At 68.0% G+C, this 15,789-nt stretch carries 16 protein-coding genes and 2 tRNA genes; 6 read left to right on the top strand and 12 right to left on the bottom strand.

The features are described from left to right. Nucleotides 1–17: 17 nt before the first annotated feature. Complete coding sequence (locus AB0I59_RS24565; RefSeq protein ID WP_358136340.1) at nt 18–659, top strand: ABC transporter permease; 642 nt, start codon at nt 18–20, stop codon at nt 657–659. A 145-nt stretch (nt 660–804) separates the two neighbouring features. Here AB0I59_RS24565 and AB0I59_RS24560 read toward each other — a convergent pair whose 3' ends face one another. Beyond that, nucleotides 805–1,200: a RidA family protein gene (locus AB0I59_RS24560; protein WP_061254027.1), complete on the bottom strand. Its 396-nt coding sequence runs from the start codon at nt 1,198–1,200 to the stop codon at nt 805–807. A gap of 137 nt (nt 1,201–1,337) precedes the next feature. On the opposite strand from AB0I59_RS24560, the gene AB0I59_RS24555 reads away from it, so the two are divergent. After that, nucleotides 1,338–2,312, top strand: a complete 975-nt coding sequence (locus AB0I59_RS24555) for a helix-turn-helix transcriptional regulator (RefSeq protein ID WP_061254028.1) — start codon at nt 1,338–1,340, stop codon at nt 2,310–2,312. A gap of 185 nt (nt 2,313–2,497) precedes the next feature. Here AB0I59_RS24555 and AB0I59_RS24550 read toward each other — a convergent pair whose 3' ends face one another. The 7 genes from AB0I59_RS24550 to AB0I59_RS24520 all read right to left on the bottom strand — a co-directional run bounded on the left by AB0I59_RS24550 (nt 2,498) and on the right by AB0I59_RS24520 (nt 8,253). Next, entirely contained in the window at nt 2,498–2,986 is a 489-nt protein-coding gene (locus tag AB0I59_RS24550; RefSeq protein ID WP_358136337.1) for a DsrE family protein, read from the bottom strand. Between the two features lie 23 nt (nt 2,987–3,009). After that, nucleotides 3,010–3,519, bottom strand: a complete 510-nt coding sequence (locus AB0I59_RS24545; RefSeq protein ID WP_358136334.1) for a carboxymuconolactone decarboxylase family protein — start codon at nt 3,517–3,519, stop codon at nt 3,010–3,012. Between the two features lie 157 nt (nt 3,520–3,676). Then, complete coding sequence (locus AB0I59_RS24540) at nt 3,677–6,262, bottom strand: ATP-binding protein (RefSeq protein ID WP_358136331.1); 2,586 nt, start codon at nt 6,260–6,262, stop codon at nt 3,677–3,679. Nucleotides 6,263–6,331: 69 nt separating this feature from the next. Beyond that, a tRNA-Phe gene (locus AB0I59_RS24535) sits at nt 6,332–6,404 on the bottom strand. 117 nt (nt 6,405–6,521) lie between these two features. Next, the gene (locus AB0I59_RS24530) at nt 6,522–7,322 is read right to left on the bottom strand and encodes a VOC family protein (RefSeq protein WP_358136328.1); all 801 of its coding nucleotides are present in this window, start codon (nt 7,320–7,322) and stop codon (nt 6,522–6,524) included. A 62-nt stretch (nt 7,323–7,384) separates the two neighbouring features. After that, a complete protein-coding gene (locus AB0I59_RS24525; protein WP_061254186.1) occupies nt 7,385–7,798 on the bottom strand; it encodes a VOC family protein in 414 nt (137 codons plus the stop codon). Nucleotides 7,799–7,818: 20 nt separating this feature from the next. Then, complete coding sequence (locus AB0I59_RS24520; protein ID WP_061254184.1) at nt 7,819–8,253, bottom strand: helix-turn-helix transcriptional regulator; 435 nt, start codon at nt 8,251–8,253, stop codon at nt 7,819–7,821. A 180-nt stretch (nt 8,254–8,433) separates the two neighbouring features. On the opposite strand from AB0I59_RS24520, the gene AB0I59_RS24515 reads away from it, so the two are divergent. After that, nucleotides 8,434–8,898, top strand: coding sequence for an iron chaperone (locus AB0I59_RS24515; RefSeq protein WP_358136324.1), 465 nt, complete (start codon nt 8,434–8,436; stop codon nt 8,896–8,898). A gap of 526 nt (nt 8,899–9,424) precedes the next feature. Here AB0I59_RS24515 and AB0I59_RS24510 read toward each other — a convergent pair. Continuing rightward, nucleotides 9,425–10,699, bottom strand: coding sequence for a barstar family protein (locus tag AB0I59_RS24510; RefSeq protein ID WP_358136321.1), 1,275 nt, complete (start codon nt 10,697–10,699; stop codon nt 9,425–9,427). A gap of 45 nt (nt 10,700–10,744) precedes the next feature. Here AB0I59_RS24510 and AB0I59_RS24505 point away from each other — a divergent pair, with 45 nt between their 5' ends. After that, entirely contained in the window at nt 10,745–10,990 is a 246-nt protein-coding gene (locus AB0I59_RS24505; protein ID WP_358136318.1) for a GNAT family N-acetyltransferase, read from the top strand. Between the two features lie 128 nt (nt 10,991–11,118). Here AB0I59_RS24505 and AB0I59_RS24500 read toward each other — a convergent pair whose 3' ends face one another. Beyond that, the gene (locus AB0I59_RS24500; RefSeq protein WP_358136315.1) at nt 11,119–11,994 is read right to left on the bottom strand and encodes a zinc-binding dehydrogenase; all 876 of its coding nucleotides are present in this window, start codon (nt 11,992–11,994) and stop codon (nt 11,119–11,121) included. A 186-nt stretch (nt 11,995–12,180) separates the two neighbouring features. Between AB0I59_RS24500 and AB0I59_RS24495 the strand changes: the two genes are divergently transcribed. Continuing rightward, entirely contained in the window at nt 12,181–12,750 is a 570-nt protein-coding gene (locus AB0I59_RS24495; protein ID WP_358136312.1) for a TetR/AcrR family transcriptional regulator, read from the top strand. Between the two features lie 241 nt (nt 12,751–12,991). Here AB0I59_RS24495 and AB0I59_RS24490 read toward each other — a convergent pair. Together AB0I59_RS24490 and AB0I59_RS24485 are read right to left on the bottom strand one after the other, a co-directional pair. Then, nucleotides 12,992–14,136 (bottom strand): IS3 family transposase gene (locus AB0I59_RS24490; protein WP_358136713.1). Its coding sequence is split into 2 segments (ribosomal slippage): nt 12,992–13,923 and nt 13,923–14,136, totalling 1,146 coding nucleotides; the frame shifts between segments, so codons are not numbered across the junction. A gap of 804 nt (nt 14,137–14,940) precedes the next feature. Further along, nucleotides 14,941–15,010, bottom strand: a tRNA-OTHER gene (locus AB0I59_RS24485). Between the two features lie 298 nt (nt 15,011–15,308). On the opposite strand from AB0I59_RS24485, the gene AB0I59_RS24480 reads away from it, so the two are divergent. After that, the gene (locus AB0I59_RS24480) at nt 15,309–15,743 is read left to right on the top strand and encodes a S26 family signal peptidase (protein ID WP_063818684.1); all 435 of its coding nucleotides are present in this window, start codon (nt 15,309–15,311) and stop codon (nt 15,741–15,743) included. The last annotated feature ends 46 nt before the right edge of the window (nt 15,744–15,789 follow it).

Below are 15,789 nucleotides of genomic sequence, written 5' to 3'. Positions count from 1 at the left end.
ACCCCGGACGTGACAGTGTGGCTGGGGGCCAGTGGTTCACCGTGGTCGGTGTCCTGCGCCCGGTCGCCCTCGCGCCGGAGCTGGACTTCGCGGCCTTGGTCGGCTGGCCGGTGGCGAAATCCACCCTGCGCTTCGACGGATATCCGACCACCATCTACACCCGTGCGCGGGACGACGCCGTACTGGCGGTGAAGGCGGTCCTTGGCGCCACCGCCAACCCGGAGAACCCGAACGAGGTGGACGTGTCGCGGCCGTCGGACGCGCTCGCCGCCAAGCAGGCCACGGACACGGCCTTGTCCGGGCTGCTGCTCGGCCTCGGCGCGGTGGCACTACTGGTCGGCGGCGTGGGCGTGGCGAACACGATGGTCATCTCGGTGCTCGAACGGCGCGCGGAGATCGGCGCCACCCGCGGGCATGTCGGCATCCAGTTCCTCACCGAGTCGCTGCTGCTGTCGGCGCTCGGCGGCGCCGGCGGCGCACTGCTCAGGATCGCGATGACGGGGGCGTACTCGTCGTACCAGGGCTGGCCGACGGTGGTACCCGCGCGGGCGGGCGCCGAAGGCGTGGCCGCCACGATGGTGATCGGCTGCTGCGCGGGCATCTACCCAGCATGGCGGGCCGCCCACCTCTCCCCCACCGAGGCCCTCGCCACACCGTGACCCTTACTCTCTTGATCAATGACCACGGGCGCTCGCCTGGTTCCGGTCGTCGCCGGGATGTCACTGTGGGCGATCCCGTAAGGGTCAGTGGCTGCCCACTACTCGTGCCGCCTCCGGCAGCCCTGCCGGAGGCGGCGAGGTCGCATCACGCGACGGCGGTCCCCTCGAGCTCGACCATCAGCTCGGGGATCGCCAGCCGTGTCACCCCGAGCATCGTGGTGGACGGTGCCACCCCGGCGGCGCCCAGCCGCGACGCCAGCACGCCGTAGTGCTCGAAGAGCCGATCGACGTCGGTGGTGTAGACGTTGAGCCGGACGAGGTTCGCGAGGGACATGCCGGCCTCGCCGAGCACGGCCTCCAGGTTGTCGACGCTCAGCGCCAACTGCGCCGCCATGTCATCGGCATGCTGGGGCTTGCCGTCACCGCTCATCGCGGTCTGCCCGGCGCAGTACAGGGTCCGGGTGTGCCCGGAGACGATCTCGCCCTGGTTGTATCCCAGCTCCGTCGACCACGCCCACGGGTTGACCGCCGTTCGCTCCATTGCCACATTCGCTCCATTCGATTCGTCGACGTTATGTACGTCCATCGGCTCGGTAGCCGACATCTTGTTCGTCGTGTCGATGAGCCTCCCAGCGAATACACGACATCCTGTGTCGTGTATCTCTGTAGAGTTTTCGAATGCGCGCCGACCGGTTGGTCTCGCTGGTGCTGCTGCTGCGGCAGCACGGTCGGCTGTCCGCGACCGCGCTGGCCCGCGAGCTGGAGGTATCCACCCGCACCGTGCTGCGCGACATCGAGGCGCTGTCCGCGGCCGGCGTCCCGGTCTACGCCGAACGCGGCCGGCACGGCGGTTTCGCGTTGTTACCCGGTTTCCGGACCGAGCTCACCGGACTGAACCACGACGAGGCCCTTGCCCTGCTGATCGCCGGATCGCGGCGCGGCGCGCAGGCATTCGGTCTCGGCTCGGCGCTCGCTTCGGCGATGCTCAAGGTGGTTGACGCGCTGCCCGAAAGCTATCGGGACACCGCCGCCGACGCGGCCGAGCGATTGCTCATCGACCCGGAGACCGACCTCCTCTCGCGTCGGCTGGTCGCTGAGGAGGTGCCTGACACCGTAGTGGCCGAGGTCCGGCGCGCGGTGCTCGCCGGACACAAGCTGCGCATCCACTACGCGGCTGTGGACCAGACCCCTAAGTGGCGCACGGTGGACCCGATCGGCCTGGTCACCGTTCGCGACCGGGGCTACTTGTTGGCCACGAGGTCTGGCGCGGACCGCACCTACCGGCTGTCCCGGATCTCGGCCGCCAAAGAACTCGCCGAACCCGCACAGCGACCAGACCGGGTCGATCTGGACCGGGCCTGGCAGGAACGCGGCACGCGGTTTCGGGCCGGCGGCGACCAAGTCACCGTGCTGGTACGGGTGGACCCGGCGCGGCGGGAGGACCTGGTGGACACCGCGCTGGCCGTCCGCACCGAAGAAGCCGACTCAGATGGCTGGCTGCGGCTGGAGGTGACCTTCCAAGATCCGAGACACGCCGAATGGGCGCTGTGGCAGCTCACCACGAACGCGGAAGCCCTGGCCCCGCAGTGGTTGCGCGACTCCCTGCGCAACCGCGCCGCCGCGATCGCCGCCCGCTACGGAGTGTCATCCTGAGAGTCGTCGCCTTCTGCGGGCCGCCGCCGACGCGATTCGGACCGCTCCATACTGGTAGGTGCCAAGCGCGCCGAAAGACGTGTGCGCAACGCGCGGCGCTGCCTTGTGGCAGACGGTCATAGTCCATTCGTCCGAACACCTCAACCTCTTGACGGTTGCCGTCGGCATCAGCGGCAGGAAGCTGGTCAGTAGCTGAAAGTGGTCGCGCCCTCGTCGCCGATCCACTGCCACATCGGGATGGTCCCGCCCAATTCCGCGCCCTCGATGAGCCGCTGCCTGTCGAGCGCGCGCGCCTCGAAGCAGATCGGGCAGACGAAGTATCGCCCGCCTGCCTTGGCGTACCGGGCTACGAGGTCGGCCAGTGGAGGACAGCCGTCACATGCGACTGCGGTGGCGACGCCGTCCAGGGCCAGCCGGGTTGCTTCCTTGGTAAGGAACATGAGCGTGGGACGGCCCTGCTCGGCCGCGCCGAGCGCGACCAGGAACGCCACAGTGACCCGCTCAGGGTCCTCCAGTCCGGTTGTCAGGCTGATGACAGCTTTTCCGGCCATGATCTTCTCCTTGTCCTTCGTCGAGAGCATGTATCGGGCCAGTGAGTCAGGGAGCGGGTAGCGGTCCACCACGCCGTCGGCGAACCTGCCCGCTCGGCGCCGGGGACGGTTGGTGGAAGTCATCGGGACATCCAGAGCGGATTGAGCTACGAGCCGCCTGCGTCGTCCCGCTGGCGTGTAAAGGCCTCATCGGTTGCCCCGACGGCCGCCCGGACATCTGGAGGCAACGCGCGGAAGACCGGATCCGGGACGGCGCCGACCGCGGACAGGATGCCGCTGAAGAACCGGCGCAGACAGACCGCGAGGACGATCTGGAAGATGTCGGCATCGGTCAGGCCGTGCCCGCGTAGGACCGCGATGTCCCCCTCAGTCACGCCGGCGGGATCGGCGGCGACGCGGTCCGCGAAGTCCATGGCCGCCACATCCACCGGCGCCAGCCCCGCATCGTGATGGTCAGCCATGATCGCCCGCAGGGCCACGTCATCGTAGAACCGCTCAAGCAGCGCGGCCGCGTGCGCGAGACCGCAGTACGTGGAACCGAGGCGGCGGGCGGCCGTCAGGGTGACCAGTTCGTACCGACGCGGATCCATACCGGCCCTGACCACCTCCCCGAGCCGCAGCCATGCGTGATAAACCTCAGGCCGCAGTGCCAGCACCCTCAGATAGTTGGGCACGTATCCCCGGGCGGGCCGCTCAGCTTCGTAAAGGGGTGATTCGCCAGGTGTGCTGAGAAAACTCATGTCTCCCCCTTGGGACGGCATCTCAGCGCAGAACGGTAGGTCCTCGCGACGATCCGCGATTGGGGAGAATTCCCTATTTTGCCGGCTTCCGGACTAGGTTCAGCCGGTGCGCCGCAGCAACCGCCTGGCCCCGGTTGGCCACACCGAGCTTGTCCAGCACCGCGGAAACGTGGTGGTCGACGGTTTTGACCGACAACGACAGGTGCCCGGCTATCTCGGCATTGGACAGCCCTTCGGCCAGCAGCGCGAGCACCTCCGCCTGGCGCAGGGTAAGGCCGCCGGGATTGGCGGCCGTCGTCCGGCGAGGGCCACGCGGCACCTGAGTGAAACCGCGCCTTCTCAGCTCCGCCCGCAACCGCGCCGCCACCCGCGTGGCCCCCAGCTCGTCCAGGACCCGCAAGGCTTCGGCCGCAGCGCCCTGATCGCCGCCCGCCAGTGCCTCGACGCGCATATACGCCGCCCCGCGCCGCGCCCACTCCGCGGCCGCGCCGGCCCAGTCTTCGTCGATCATCAGCTGGTACGGCGGGGCGCCCGCACCGGGCAACCCGGCATCACCGGCCCGCCACAACCGGTAGGCCAACTCCCCGATGTAAACCGAATGGTTCGCCCTGACGGCCAGGTCCAGGCCGTGCCGGGCCTCCTCGGCGGCACGCCTGGCATCGCCGTACAGCAGGAAGTACTCCGAGCGGGCCGCCGCCACCGGGCAGACCCGCTGCACCTCACCGGTGCGTTCGGCCTGGCGGGCTGCCTCGTCAAGCGTGACCCGCGCCTCGCGTTCGCCACGGGCCGCCTGAATCCGGCCCCGCGCCAGCAGCGCGGGAACCACCGCGACCCCGGCTCGGACCGGCCGATCCAGTGCCGCGTCCGCGTCGGCCAGAGCGCCGGCCCAGTCACACCGCACCAGCCGCACCCCCGCTCGCACCCCGAGCAGGTACTGGACGTAGCCGTCGAGGTCCTGTTGAGTCGCGTACGCCAGCGCATGTTCGACCGCCGGCGCGGCGGCTTCGTACTCGGCCAGTTGCACCAGCGAGGTCGCCAGGTTGACGAGTGCCCGAGCCGCGTGATCGGCCAGCCCGAGGGTTGAGGCGCGCTCGTGCACCTCCCGCAGCGCCGCGACCGCGGTTTCATCACCGCCCGTGAGCCGGGCGGTGCTCACGTTGATCTCAGCGTGGACGGAGGTCTCCACATCCCCCAGCCGAACGGCCAGAGTTCGCGCCCGCTCTCCCCACGAGATGGCCGCCTCCCCCTCGCCCGCAAGCATGTGCAACTGGGACCGGTTGCTGTAGGCCATGGCCAGTTGCCGGCCCGGCAGTTCGGTCTCGAGGACGGTGATCGCCCGCGCGGCCGCCTCCCATGCCTGCCCCGCGTTCCCCGCCCACCAGGCCAGCCGCGAGGTCCAGCGCAGGTTCTCACCGACCTGTTCGGGTTGCCGCAGACTCTCCCGTACGGCCAGCGCCGCCCACCGGGCCTGCAATCCCTCCTCCGCCAGCCCGGCCAGGTACGCCTGGAACGCGTAGGCCTCCAGCAGCTCGGCCTGCTGCTGGTCCGGTAGCCGGTCCGCGTACACGGCCGCTGACCGATAGTGTGCCGTCGCCTCTCGATGGGCGCCCTGCCGGGCGGCGCCGGCCCCCGCCACCTGCCCGTACCGAAGGACCGCGGCCTCGTCCCCCGCTTGCGTAGCGTGGTGGACCAGGCGGCCCGGGTCGACCCCGGGGACCCCGGCCAGCACGCCCAGCACCCGCCGGTGCAGCGCGGCGCGGCGCGCGGGCGACAGCGCGTCCTCCACCGCACTCCGCAGCAACTCGTGACGGTACGACACGCCGTCACCGGACGGCACGAGCACCCCGGCGTCGACGCACATGTCGACCAGGTCCGGCACTCCCGCCACAACGGCGGCGTCGGCGCGAGTCGGGATCACCGACACCAGGTGGGCCAGCTCCCGGGCGGGCCGCGGCAACAGCCGCAGGCGGTCCAGGACGAGGTCCTGCACGGTGGCCGGCACCGCCCGCCCCTCCGCCTTCAACAGTTCGGTCACCAGCAACGGGTTACCGCCGGACAACCGGTAGACCAGCTCCGGATCCCGCCCGGTCCGGTATGCCTGATCCGCCACGCACTCCCGCGACAGCGGCGACAGCGACACGCGTCGCGTGATCGCGCCGGGCAGGGTCGCAAGGGCGCCTCGCAGGGGGTGCTCGGCACCCACCTCATCGTCACGGTAGGTCACCACGAACAGGACCGGCATCCGGCCTATCCGTCGGCCCGACCAGATCAGCCAGTCGAGTGTGGCCTCGTCAGCCCAGTGGGCGTCCTCCACGACGACGACCGGGCGCGGGCGCTGCGGCGGGCCGGAGATCTCGTCCAGAAACGCCGTGAAGAGCTCCTCCTGCGTGGCGCCGGCGTTCAGCCGCTCGGCCAGGACGCCTCTGGTCTGGCGGCCGATGTCGTGCAGGGGACCAAGGGCCCGTGGGGTGATCAACCGGTCGCAGCCGCCCCAGAGCACCCACGCCGCCGGCCCGCATCGCCGGACGAACTCGGTCACGAGCACGGACTTGCCGATCCCGGCCTCGCCGGCCACCACCGCCACGCGACCGCCGCGGGCGCTCTCACGCAGAAGGTCGCCGAGGAGATCCAGCGTCCCGGAACGCTCCCACAGCTCCATGCGAACGATAGTAAAGTCAAAACGCCCCGGGGCATGATCGCTCGGGGCGTTTGGGCTGTTCAGAGAATGTGGTCAGGGGCAGGTTCGAACTGCCGACCGTCCGCTTTTCAGCCGGACCAACCGCGCCGTGACCTCCTCGGCCCGGCCCCGCCTGTCGCAGCGCGGTGCCCAGCCTTGCTGGGTACCCCAAGGCCATGGCGATCGGGTGGGCGCGCAGCTCGCGCCTACCGGATCCCGGCCGCCGATCGATCCGTTGCGGTCAGCCGGGTGTGGTGATTCTCCAGTGGTAGCCGTCGGGGTCGGTGCAGTGCCCGGCGTAATCACCCCGGTCGGTTCGGGCCGCTGCGGCGGTGACCCGGCCGCCGCCAGAGTCTGCGGCGGCGAGAAGAGCGTCGACGTCGTCACGGGAAGCGGCGATGTGGGTGAGTACGAGCGCCGAGAAGCCGTCGCCGTGCTCGTCGACGCCGGCGTCCTTGGCGAGGGCTTTGCGTGGCAGCAGGCCCAGCCGGCACACGCCGTCGGCGATGGCGAAGTCGAGGAATTTGTCGCCGTAGTCGTGGTTGACGCTCATGCCCAGCGTCTCATAGAACGCCCTGGATGCCATCGGCTTGGCGACGCCGAGGTAGATGGCGGTCTCGGTCGGCTTCGGCGGGTCGGGGACAGGATCGGTGTCCTTCTTGGAGGCCGCAGCCAGCTTCCACACGGCCCCGTCCGGTGCCTGGTAGACGGCGGTGAACTCACCGAAGAGCTGCTTCCTCGCCGGCTTGATGACCGTCGCGCCCTTGGCTGTGGCGGCATCGAGAAGGGCCTTGACTTCGGCGGGCTGGTTGACGATGGAGGACAGGACGTAGCCACGGAAACCCAAGGTCGCCGGGTCCGTACAGGAGTCGGTGGCAAGCGCGTCGATCTGGCGGAGGGCGAGCTGCCCGGTGCCGTGAAGGTCGAGGCCGGCGGTGTGGTCGTTGTCCGTGGCCGTGGCTGAGAACGCGGACGTGTAGAAGGCACGTGCGGCTTCTACCTGCGGTACACCGAGAGTGATGATGTCGACAGAGAGCGGCATCAGGTGGTTCCTCCGTGCTATCGGGGGTCGCTTGTGTCGGTGTGAGAGTCGTGCGGGCTGGCTCAGGCAGGTGCGCTGGTTATGCGGATGAGATTGCCGGCGGGATCACGGAAGGCGCAGTCACGGACTCCGTAGTCCTGGTCGATGGGTTCCTGGACCACATCGGCACCTGCGGCCTGCAGACGGTCGAACAGCCCGTTGAGGTCGTCGGTGGCCAGCGTGACGGCGGTGTAGGCGCCCTTGGTGATGAGTTCCAAGATGGTGCGGCGCTCCTCATCGGTGATGCCCGGATCGGCCGCCGGCGGGTGCAGCACGATGGAGGTGCCGGGCTGTCCGACCGGGCCGACGGTGATCCACCGCATGTCTTCGTAGCCCGCATCGGCCCGGACCTCGAAGCCCAGGACGTCGCGATAGAAACCTAGAGCGGCCTCGGGGTCGGTGTGCGGGAGGAAGACGTGCTGAATGGTGACGTTCATGCCCGGCACGCTACGCATGACTACCGGGCGCGGGCTTCTCGATTCTTGACCGGTCTGGTCACCTGCTTGCTCAGACACGGCGGAATACCCGCTGCGGCCTGGGAATGGTCACGCCGGTAGACGCTCGGCGGCACGCCGACCAGTCCGGTGAACCTCGTACTGAACGTGCCCAGTGAGGAGAAACCCACCTCGAAACACACTTCCGTGACGCTGAGGTCTCCGCGGCGCAGCAGCGTCATCGCCCGTTCGATCCGCCGGGTCATCAGATACGAGTACGGAGACTCACCGTAGATGCGACGGAACTCTCGGCACAGGTGCCCGACCGACATGTGCGCCCCAGCGGCCAGCGCCTGGAGGTTCAGCGGCTTGGCGTACTCACGATCGATCCGGTCGCGGACACGACGGATCACGGCGATGTCATGCAACCGTTGCGCCTCCGCACGCCCGAGACCCATGCGCACCATCGTTCCACCTCGCCTGCCGCGCGGGCCACAGCCAGCAGTGTGAGCCCGTGCGACGAGGTGTGTCCCAGAAGCACGGGGCGAGCATCGATCAAGAATCGAGAAGCGCCGGCTTCGCGGCACGGCTAGCGTCACAGGCACTTCACACCAATGACGACGAGGAGAGTGACAGCGGTGAGCGCGGACATCAGCGCGGAGAGCAAGAAAAGCACGGACGGTTTCTCCGAGGAAGAGCGTGCTGCCATCAAGCAGCGCGCCGCGGAACTGAAGAAGGAGGCGAACCGCGGTCGTGTCGACAAGGCAGCCGCCGAGGAACTCGATGTGCTGTCGAAGATCGCGGAGATGGAGCCGTCGGACCGCACAATGGCCGAACGCATCCACGCCATTGTCACCACCAACGCCCCAGAGCTGTCGCCGAAGCTGTGGTATGGACAGCCGGCCTACGCCATAAAGGGGAAGGTTGTGTGCTTCTTCCGTAGCGGGAACACGGACAAAGAGCCCTACTCAACCTTCGGCTTCACCGCCGAAGCAAACCTCGCCGACGACAGCGGCCTGTGGCCCACGTCCTTCGCTGTGACCGAGTTGAGCGACGAAGCCGCGAAGACGATCACCGCCCTCGTCAAGAAGGCCGTGAGCTGAGGCACCGCCTCGACGGTAGAGGGTATGCCGATTGAACCGACTCAGCGAGGCACAGCGAAAGCGCGGGAGCCGACGCCGCACTTCGCCTGGGAGCGCGCCTGATGGGCGCGGGCTCGTGAGGTCGCCGGGCGGTTGGAAGAGGGGCACAACGACTACAACACGAGTTCGGACCGGCCAACGTCGCGGTTCACGAGGTGGCAGCGGCGGTCGAGTTGGGAGACGCCGGTCACACGCTCCGGGACGTGACCGCGTCGCAGACGGGCACGCTTACCTACCCACTGCCCGGCGGGCCGCGTAGCGGGCCGCCTTCAAAGACGTAGAGAAAGTTCCCATCCGCCACTCCTGAACCGTCTGTCTTACCTCGGCTGATGCTTGACACTGCGGCCACGGTTGATGGTTGAGATGATCAATCCGGAGTGGGGCCGGGGGTGCGACTCGCGGCATGAGCGTGCATCCGATCATGGAGGATCGGCGGTGCGGCCGCCTACACCGGGCGACGTAGCCGTAGTCGGCGTTGGCTCGCGGCTCAGCGCAAGTCGATCTCGACATGGTGTGCCGCGAGCATGCCCAGCAGATATTCCAAGGTGATCGCCGGACCCAGCTGGCGCCGGTCGTAGCCGGCGACGAGGTGCTTGCGGGCGACGGCCGAGTCGTGCCATACCAGCCGAAACGGTGCCCGCGCGCCGAACCTCCCGCGGAGACAGTCGTCGAGGGCGTCGAGGTTCCAGCCGAAGTATCCGCCCGGACCGTTGATCGCCTCGCCGATGGCGCAGTAGAACCCTTCGATGTCGGTCACGAACCGGCCGTCGAGGTCGTAGGTGGTGTCGGCCGGCCGGTCCGGCGTATTGGACCGGTGGGCGAGCGCCGCTCCCGCCCAGTGGTGGCGCAACTCCCCGTCGTAACTGGCCCACAGATTCTTCTCAGCGGGCCGTCCGGCGTACCAGTGCTCCAGGATGCCGAGGACCCCGGTCGGCAGCGGTTCACGCGGGTCGCTGTCGACGGTCACGTCGAGGAGTCCGGCACCGTGCCGGGACGGCTCGCCTGCCTCGACCGTTCCGGACACCAGGGCGTCGATCGCCCGGCATACCGAACCATCAGCGGCGACCAGGTACACCTCGGCGCGGATCCGGCGGCGACGCAGGCCGGCCTTGGTGGACTGTCCCACCGCGTTGAGCGCGGTCAGCATATGGGTTTCTGGTCTGCAGCCGAGCAGCCGGACCTGCGGCACCGGCGGTGCGGCTTGCTCGCGGAACACGCCGGTGACGTCCCTGCAGGTGCCGTAGGGCGTCTCGTCCCGGCTCCAGAGGACGAATTCGGTGACGTCGCCGGGACGTGCCACGGCGTCCGTGCGGTCGTAGATGTGGACGAACCCGTCGAGATCGATGTCCACGGTTTCGGACATCGTAAGGTTTGGCCGTTGCGCGAGGACGACGACGTCGCCGAGGTCCTCGCCCCACCAGGACGGCGGCGTGCCTGGCGGTGGTGGAGGCCCCGTTATCGAGATGTCACCCAGCCAGGCTCGTTCGGTGCCGAGTGCCTCGGTGGGCAGCCGATCGAGCAGGTCGGCTAGCGCGCCGTCCGGGGTGCAGCCGACGAGCGTGAACCGCTCCCGCGGCCGCGGCGGCAGGTCAACGAACAGTCCTTCGATCTCCGCGCACAACCCCAGCGGGATGTCGTCCTCGTAGGAGCCCTCAAAGCCGACGTCGCCAAGGAGCAGCCAGCGCGGGCCGACCGGATGCTCCCACATCCACCGCCGCTGGTCTGGCGAACGGTCAGCTCCGGGACCGGCGCTCGTCGTCATCCCGCGACCCTACCGACTGGAGGCGCCACGGACGGGGGCAGGTTCGTGGGCAGCCGAGCGCTCGCCCTGCTCTTGGAATCGGTTCGCGTGCGGCCCCTGTTCGCCCGCGCCGCGAGTGACAATGTGAGATCGCTCAAGGTGCTGCAGAGGGCAGGATTCGCGATCATAGGCACGGAGATCTCGTTCGCCAACGGGCGAAATAAGGAGATCGAGGAAACGATCCTGCGCCTCGACGAGCCCGCGAAGACCGCGCCATCCGATGCGTCGAGCGGAGAGAGGCAGACTTACTGATCCCGGCAGAGTCGGAAGTTGCTAGACGGGACCAGACGCGCGACTCGCGGCAGACGAGTGCGCTTGGACGACAGGCCCTGGGACATCGTGCTGCGCGAGCCGAATCGTCATCTGGCGCGATCAGGCGCCTACGGGGTCAGGACGATTCTCCCGAAGACCTCGCCAGCGTCCATCTTCTGGTGTGCCAGCACGGCGTGCTCCAGCGGCAGCACCTCGTGCACCACCGTCTGGAGCTCGCCACGATCCGCGGCGGCGAACTGCTCCATCCTCACGGCACGTCGAGCGGACTCCGCTACCGTCGCGGCGCTGAAGGTGGCGAAGGACATCGACTTCTGGAATGCCGCCATCAACCTCGTGCCGAAGTCTGCCGGCGGCTGGCCCCCGACTGCGCCGACAACCACGAGTCGACCGTTGGGGTTGAGCCTGTCGAATAACGAAGGCATGTCTTCACCTGCTACGACGTCGATGATGACGTCGTAGCCCGGGGGATCGTCCGGCCTTCCTGCTCCCGAACGGTCCAGCACGTGGGTCGCACCGAGTTCGCGCAGTCGACGGCCACGCTCAGGGGAGGAGGTGGTGACTGCCACGGCGCTGGCACCACCGCGAGCCGCGAGCTGGACCGTCATGATCCCGATGCTGCCGGCCGCGCCGCGTACCAGCACGGTCTCGCCCGGAGAGAAGTGAGCATGGGCGAGACCGAAGTGGGCCACGACCCCGGAGCTCCCGAGCGTCACGGCGTCGACAGCGGAAAGGTTCGCCGGGAGGGTCAGGACCTCTCCGATCGGCGCGATCGCCTGCTCGACGTAGCCGCCGCCTGTACCGGTGAACGCCCACACGCGCTGCCCGACCCATGCGGGGTCGACGCCATCGCCCACCGCGGTCACCGTCCCCGCCACCTCGCCGCCTGGGACATGACCCTTCCGGAAGCCGTAGGCGGCTAGAGCCCCGCTTCGGATCATGACGTCGACGCCTCCGACGCCGATCGCCTCATTGAGGATCAACACTTGTCCCTGAGCGGGAGCCGGTGCAGGGATGTCGGTGACTGCCAGCCCATCGGGACCCCCGAACTCCTCGATCGCAACTGCCTTCACTGTTGTCCCTTCGTGAGCTCAATCAAAGCCGTCGTTAAGCGACCCCTGGCTGCTTGGAACGCTAACGGACGCCGACGTCCGTTTAGCTAAAGTGAGAGAGTGATCGACCGTTTGCCTCAGACGCTGCGTTCGGACGCACTGGACAACCGCGAGCGTATCCTCGACGCGGCTCGGGCACTGTTCGCCGCCGAAGGCATGGACGTGCCGATGCGCGAGATAGCCCGGCGCGCCGGGGTCGGCCCCGCCACCCTGTACCGCCGCTTCCCCACCAAGCAGGCGCTGGCCACCGAGGCTTTCACAGAACAGATGTATGTGTGCCATGCCATCGTCGAGGAGGGGCTCGCCGATCCGGATCCGTGGCACGGCCTGTGCCTCGTGATCGAGAAGCTTTGTGAGCTGCACGCACGAAACCGGGGCTTCACCACGGCGTTCACCTCGGCCTTTCCCCACGCCATGGATCTCGCCGCAGTGCGCGAACAGGCGCTCACCTCGCTCGCCGAACTCGCGCGCCGTGCCAAGGACAGCGGCCGCCTGCGGCCCGACTTCGTCCTGGACGACCTCATCCTCATGCTGATGGCCAACGGCGGCCTGCACGCCACATCGACAAACGCCCGGGTTGCCGCCTCCCGACGTTTCGCCGCGCTCGCGATTCGGGCGTTCCAAGCTTGACCGGCCTCACCGCGAAGCTCCATAGTCCGGTCGGATTCTGCCTCACCCTCACGAAAGCCGAGTCAAAGGGCGGTGTGGTGCGATTCCCGCGTCGTGGTCGTCAGCGCTGTCATCGGCATATCAACTCCGGATCGCGGCAGATGAGTGCGTTCGCTGGCAGCCAGCAGTCGCCATGGCGACCTCAGTGCCGAGGGTGTGCCGTGGAGTTGCCCCGGTTCGGTAGACAGGTCAGGGCTTTCAGCTACGCGGCAGCATAGCCGTCTTCTTGAATGCTCTTGATTACGTGTCGACGTTCATATTCGGCGGGGCTGAGCTGGCCGTTCGCGGAGTGGCGGCGGCGTGGGTTGTAGAAGCCCTCGATGTAGGCGAACACGGCTCGTTCGGCTTCTGACCTGGTACGGAAGGTCCGCCGGTCGATCAGCTCGCACTCCAGCGAGGCGAAGAAACTCTCCGTGATCGCATTGTCGAAGCATGTCCCGGTCCTGCCCGTCGAGGGGCGAACCCCGGCCTGCGCGCATCGCTGGCCGAAGGCGATCGAGGTGTACTGGCTGCCCTTGTCGCTGTGATGGATCACCCCGACGCTGGGGCGGCGCTGGTGGATCGCCATCGCCAGCGCGTCGGTCACCAGCTCGGTCCGCATGTGGTCGGCCATCGCCCAGCCGACGATCCGCCTGGAGAACACGTCCAAGACCACAGCGAGATAGACGAACCCCTGCCAGGTCGGCACGTACGTGATGTCGGCCGTCCAGATCCGATTCGGCTCCTCCGCTTCGAACTTCCGCTTCACCAGGTCGGATGCGGCTGCAGCCCGCCGATCCGCGATCGTCGTGCGACAGCCCCTGCGCCGGGAGACACCGGCCAGCCCAGCCGCGCGCATCAGCCGCGCCACTCGCTTGCGGCCCACCTTCTCCCCGTCGATCTCGCGCAGGTCGGCGTGGATGCGCGGCGCTCCATAGATCTCATCGGAGGCCGTATGGTGCCGGCGGATCTTCTCAGTCAGCTCGGCATCACGACGGGCGCGAGTGGACGGGCCGCGCTTGGCCCAGGCGTAGTAGCCCTGGCGCGACACACCCAGCACCCGGGCCAGCAGGGAGACATCGTGGTGGTCTTTCTCCGCATCGATCAGCCGGTACTTCATCTCGGCCGATCCGTCTCCCGCGCGAAGAAAACCGCGGCCTTACGCAAGATCTCCTTCTCCTCGCGGAGGATCTTGTTCTCACGGCGCAGTCGGGCCAGCTCGTCCTTCTCGGCGCTGGTGAGGCCGTCTAGGCGGCGGCCGTCATCGAGGTCGGCCTGGCGCACCCAGGTACGGATCGACTGCGCGGAGGGCTCGAACTCCTTGGCGAGATCCTCCGGCGACCGTCCCGCGCGCACCAGTTCCACCATCTGCCGGCGGAACTCCGGCGGATAGTTATTCGGCACAGTGGACTCCTTCCGGGAACCAGGGTTCCCCAGAGGTCAGGTGTCCACCAAACCGGGCCAACTTCAGCCGTGCACCCGTCCGCGTCCTGTCATTCAGCCACCCTGAGGATGACGTCGACGCAGGCGTTCACCCGCCCCTCCACACGTTCCCGGGGGAGGCACGCCTTCACGTTCTGCGACGCACGAGAGATATTCGCAGGTGTGGTCATGCCGATGATCACGACGCCAGAGATAGACATCACGGCGTCCCTGGCGAGCAAGCCGAGCGACCCGGTAGGCCCTCCACCCTGGCAAGCGCTCCGGCTATCGAAGGAAGCGTGCTGTCGGCAAGGACATGCCGAGCCGCTTCCTGACGAGCGCCCCGTCGTTCATTCTGAGCAACCCGTCCATGCACCAGACTTCTTCAGTTACCTCCCCAAGCCGCGCATCCCATGGTCTGACCGGCCTGGGGATCAAATAGTGAGTCCCCTTCGGGGCAAGATGCGCGCCCAGATACTCAAGGGCCTGAGGTTTTGAGCCTCCACGAAGGAGATCGGCCTCACGGGACAGCTCCATCATCGTGGGAGTGTCCACAGCTCTGACTGTGTGGGCCGCCTTGGGTACACGGGTGCCGTAAGTCCGATCGATGGCAGTTGGCCATGGAAGGAACCACATGGTCACCAGGTTGCCAGGGGATGCGACCTGCGACACGATGGCCGTTGCTGTCACTGGAGATCAAAAGGCCCACCGGGCCATGATCGACTTGGGCGTTCTTGCTGTTCAGAGATGTGGTCAGGGGCAGGGTCGAACTGCCGACCTTCCGCTTTCCAGACGGACCGACCGCGCTGCTCGGCTCAACCGATGCGAGGCCAGAAGGCTGCGGACGGCCGCTGCCGTGTGCCTGTGGTGGCCGACGTTGACGTCAGACTCGCCAGCTCCGCCTCCTCGAAGACGCTCCTCCGCAGCGGCAGCCCAGGCGAAGACAACAGACGCCGGGTGACGACGTACATCGTCGTCAAGATCACGAAACATGATCCCAGCCGTCCCGGGCTGGCCGCTCGGCGCCTTCAGCCCCTCCCGCTCAACCGGACGAGGGTTCTGCGCGGAGAGTGATTCGAATTCTTGAGCCCCACAGGGCGGACGCTTACGCTCTCGCCATGCCCGTGATCGCCGTGTTCGCCACTCTGCTGGTCGTTGTCGTGCTCCTCGCCAGGCGTCGGCTGGCGGTGGTGACCGTACGAGGGGAGAGCATGGTGCCGGCGTTGCGGCCCGGCGACCGGTTGCTGGTGTTGCGCGGGAAGGCAGTCAGGCGCGGGCAGATCGTGGTGCTTGAGCCGATCGGGCCGGGGATGCGGTGGCGCGAGGGGCCGCTGCCCAAGGTCGCGGCCGCCGAGTGGGTGGTCAAGCGGGTCGCGGCGCTGCCGGGTGAACCGGTGCCGCCGGAGTGCCCCGGGCTGCCCTCCACGGTGCCGCCCGGAAAGCTCGTGGTGCTGGGCGACGGGGAGGTCAGCGCGGACTCGAGATTGTGGGGGTTTGTACCAACTGACCGTGTTTTGGGGGTCGTCTTACGCACCCTTGTTAGTACGTCTTAACAGTCGCATACTCCATTATGTCCGGACGTTTCTGACAACGGGGCTG

This window comes from Microtetraspora glauca (assembly GCF_040656155.1).
Classification (GTDB): Bacteria; Actinomycetota; Actinomycetes; order Streptosporangiales; family Streptosporangiaceae; genus Microtetraspora; species Microtetraspora glauca.
Note: the sequence above shows the minus strand (reverse complement) of the source record. Positions and strands in the feature narration are given on the sequence as shown.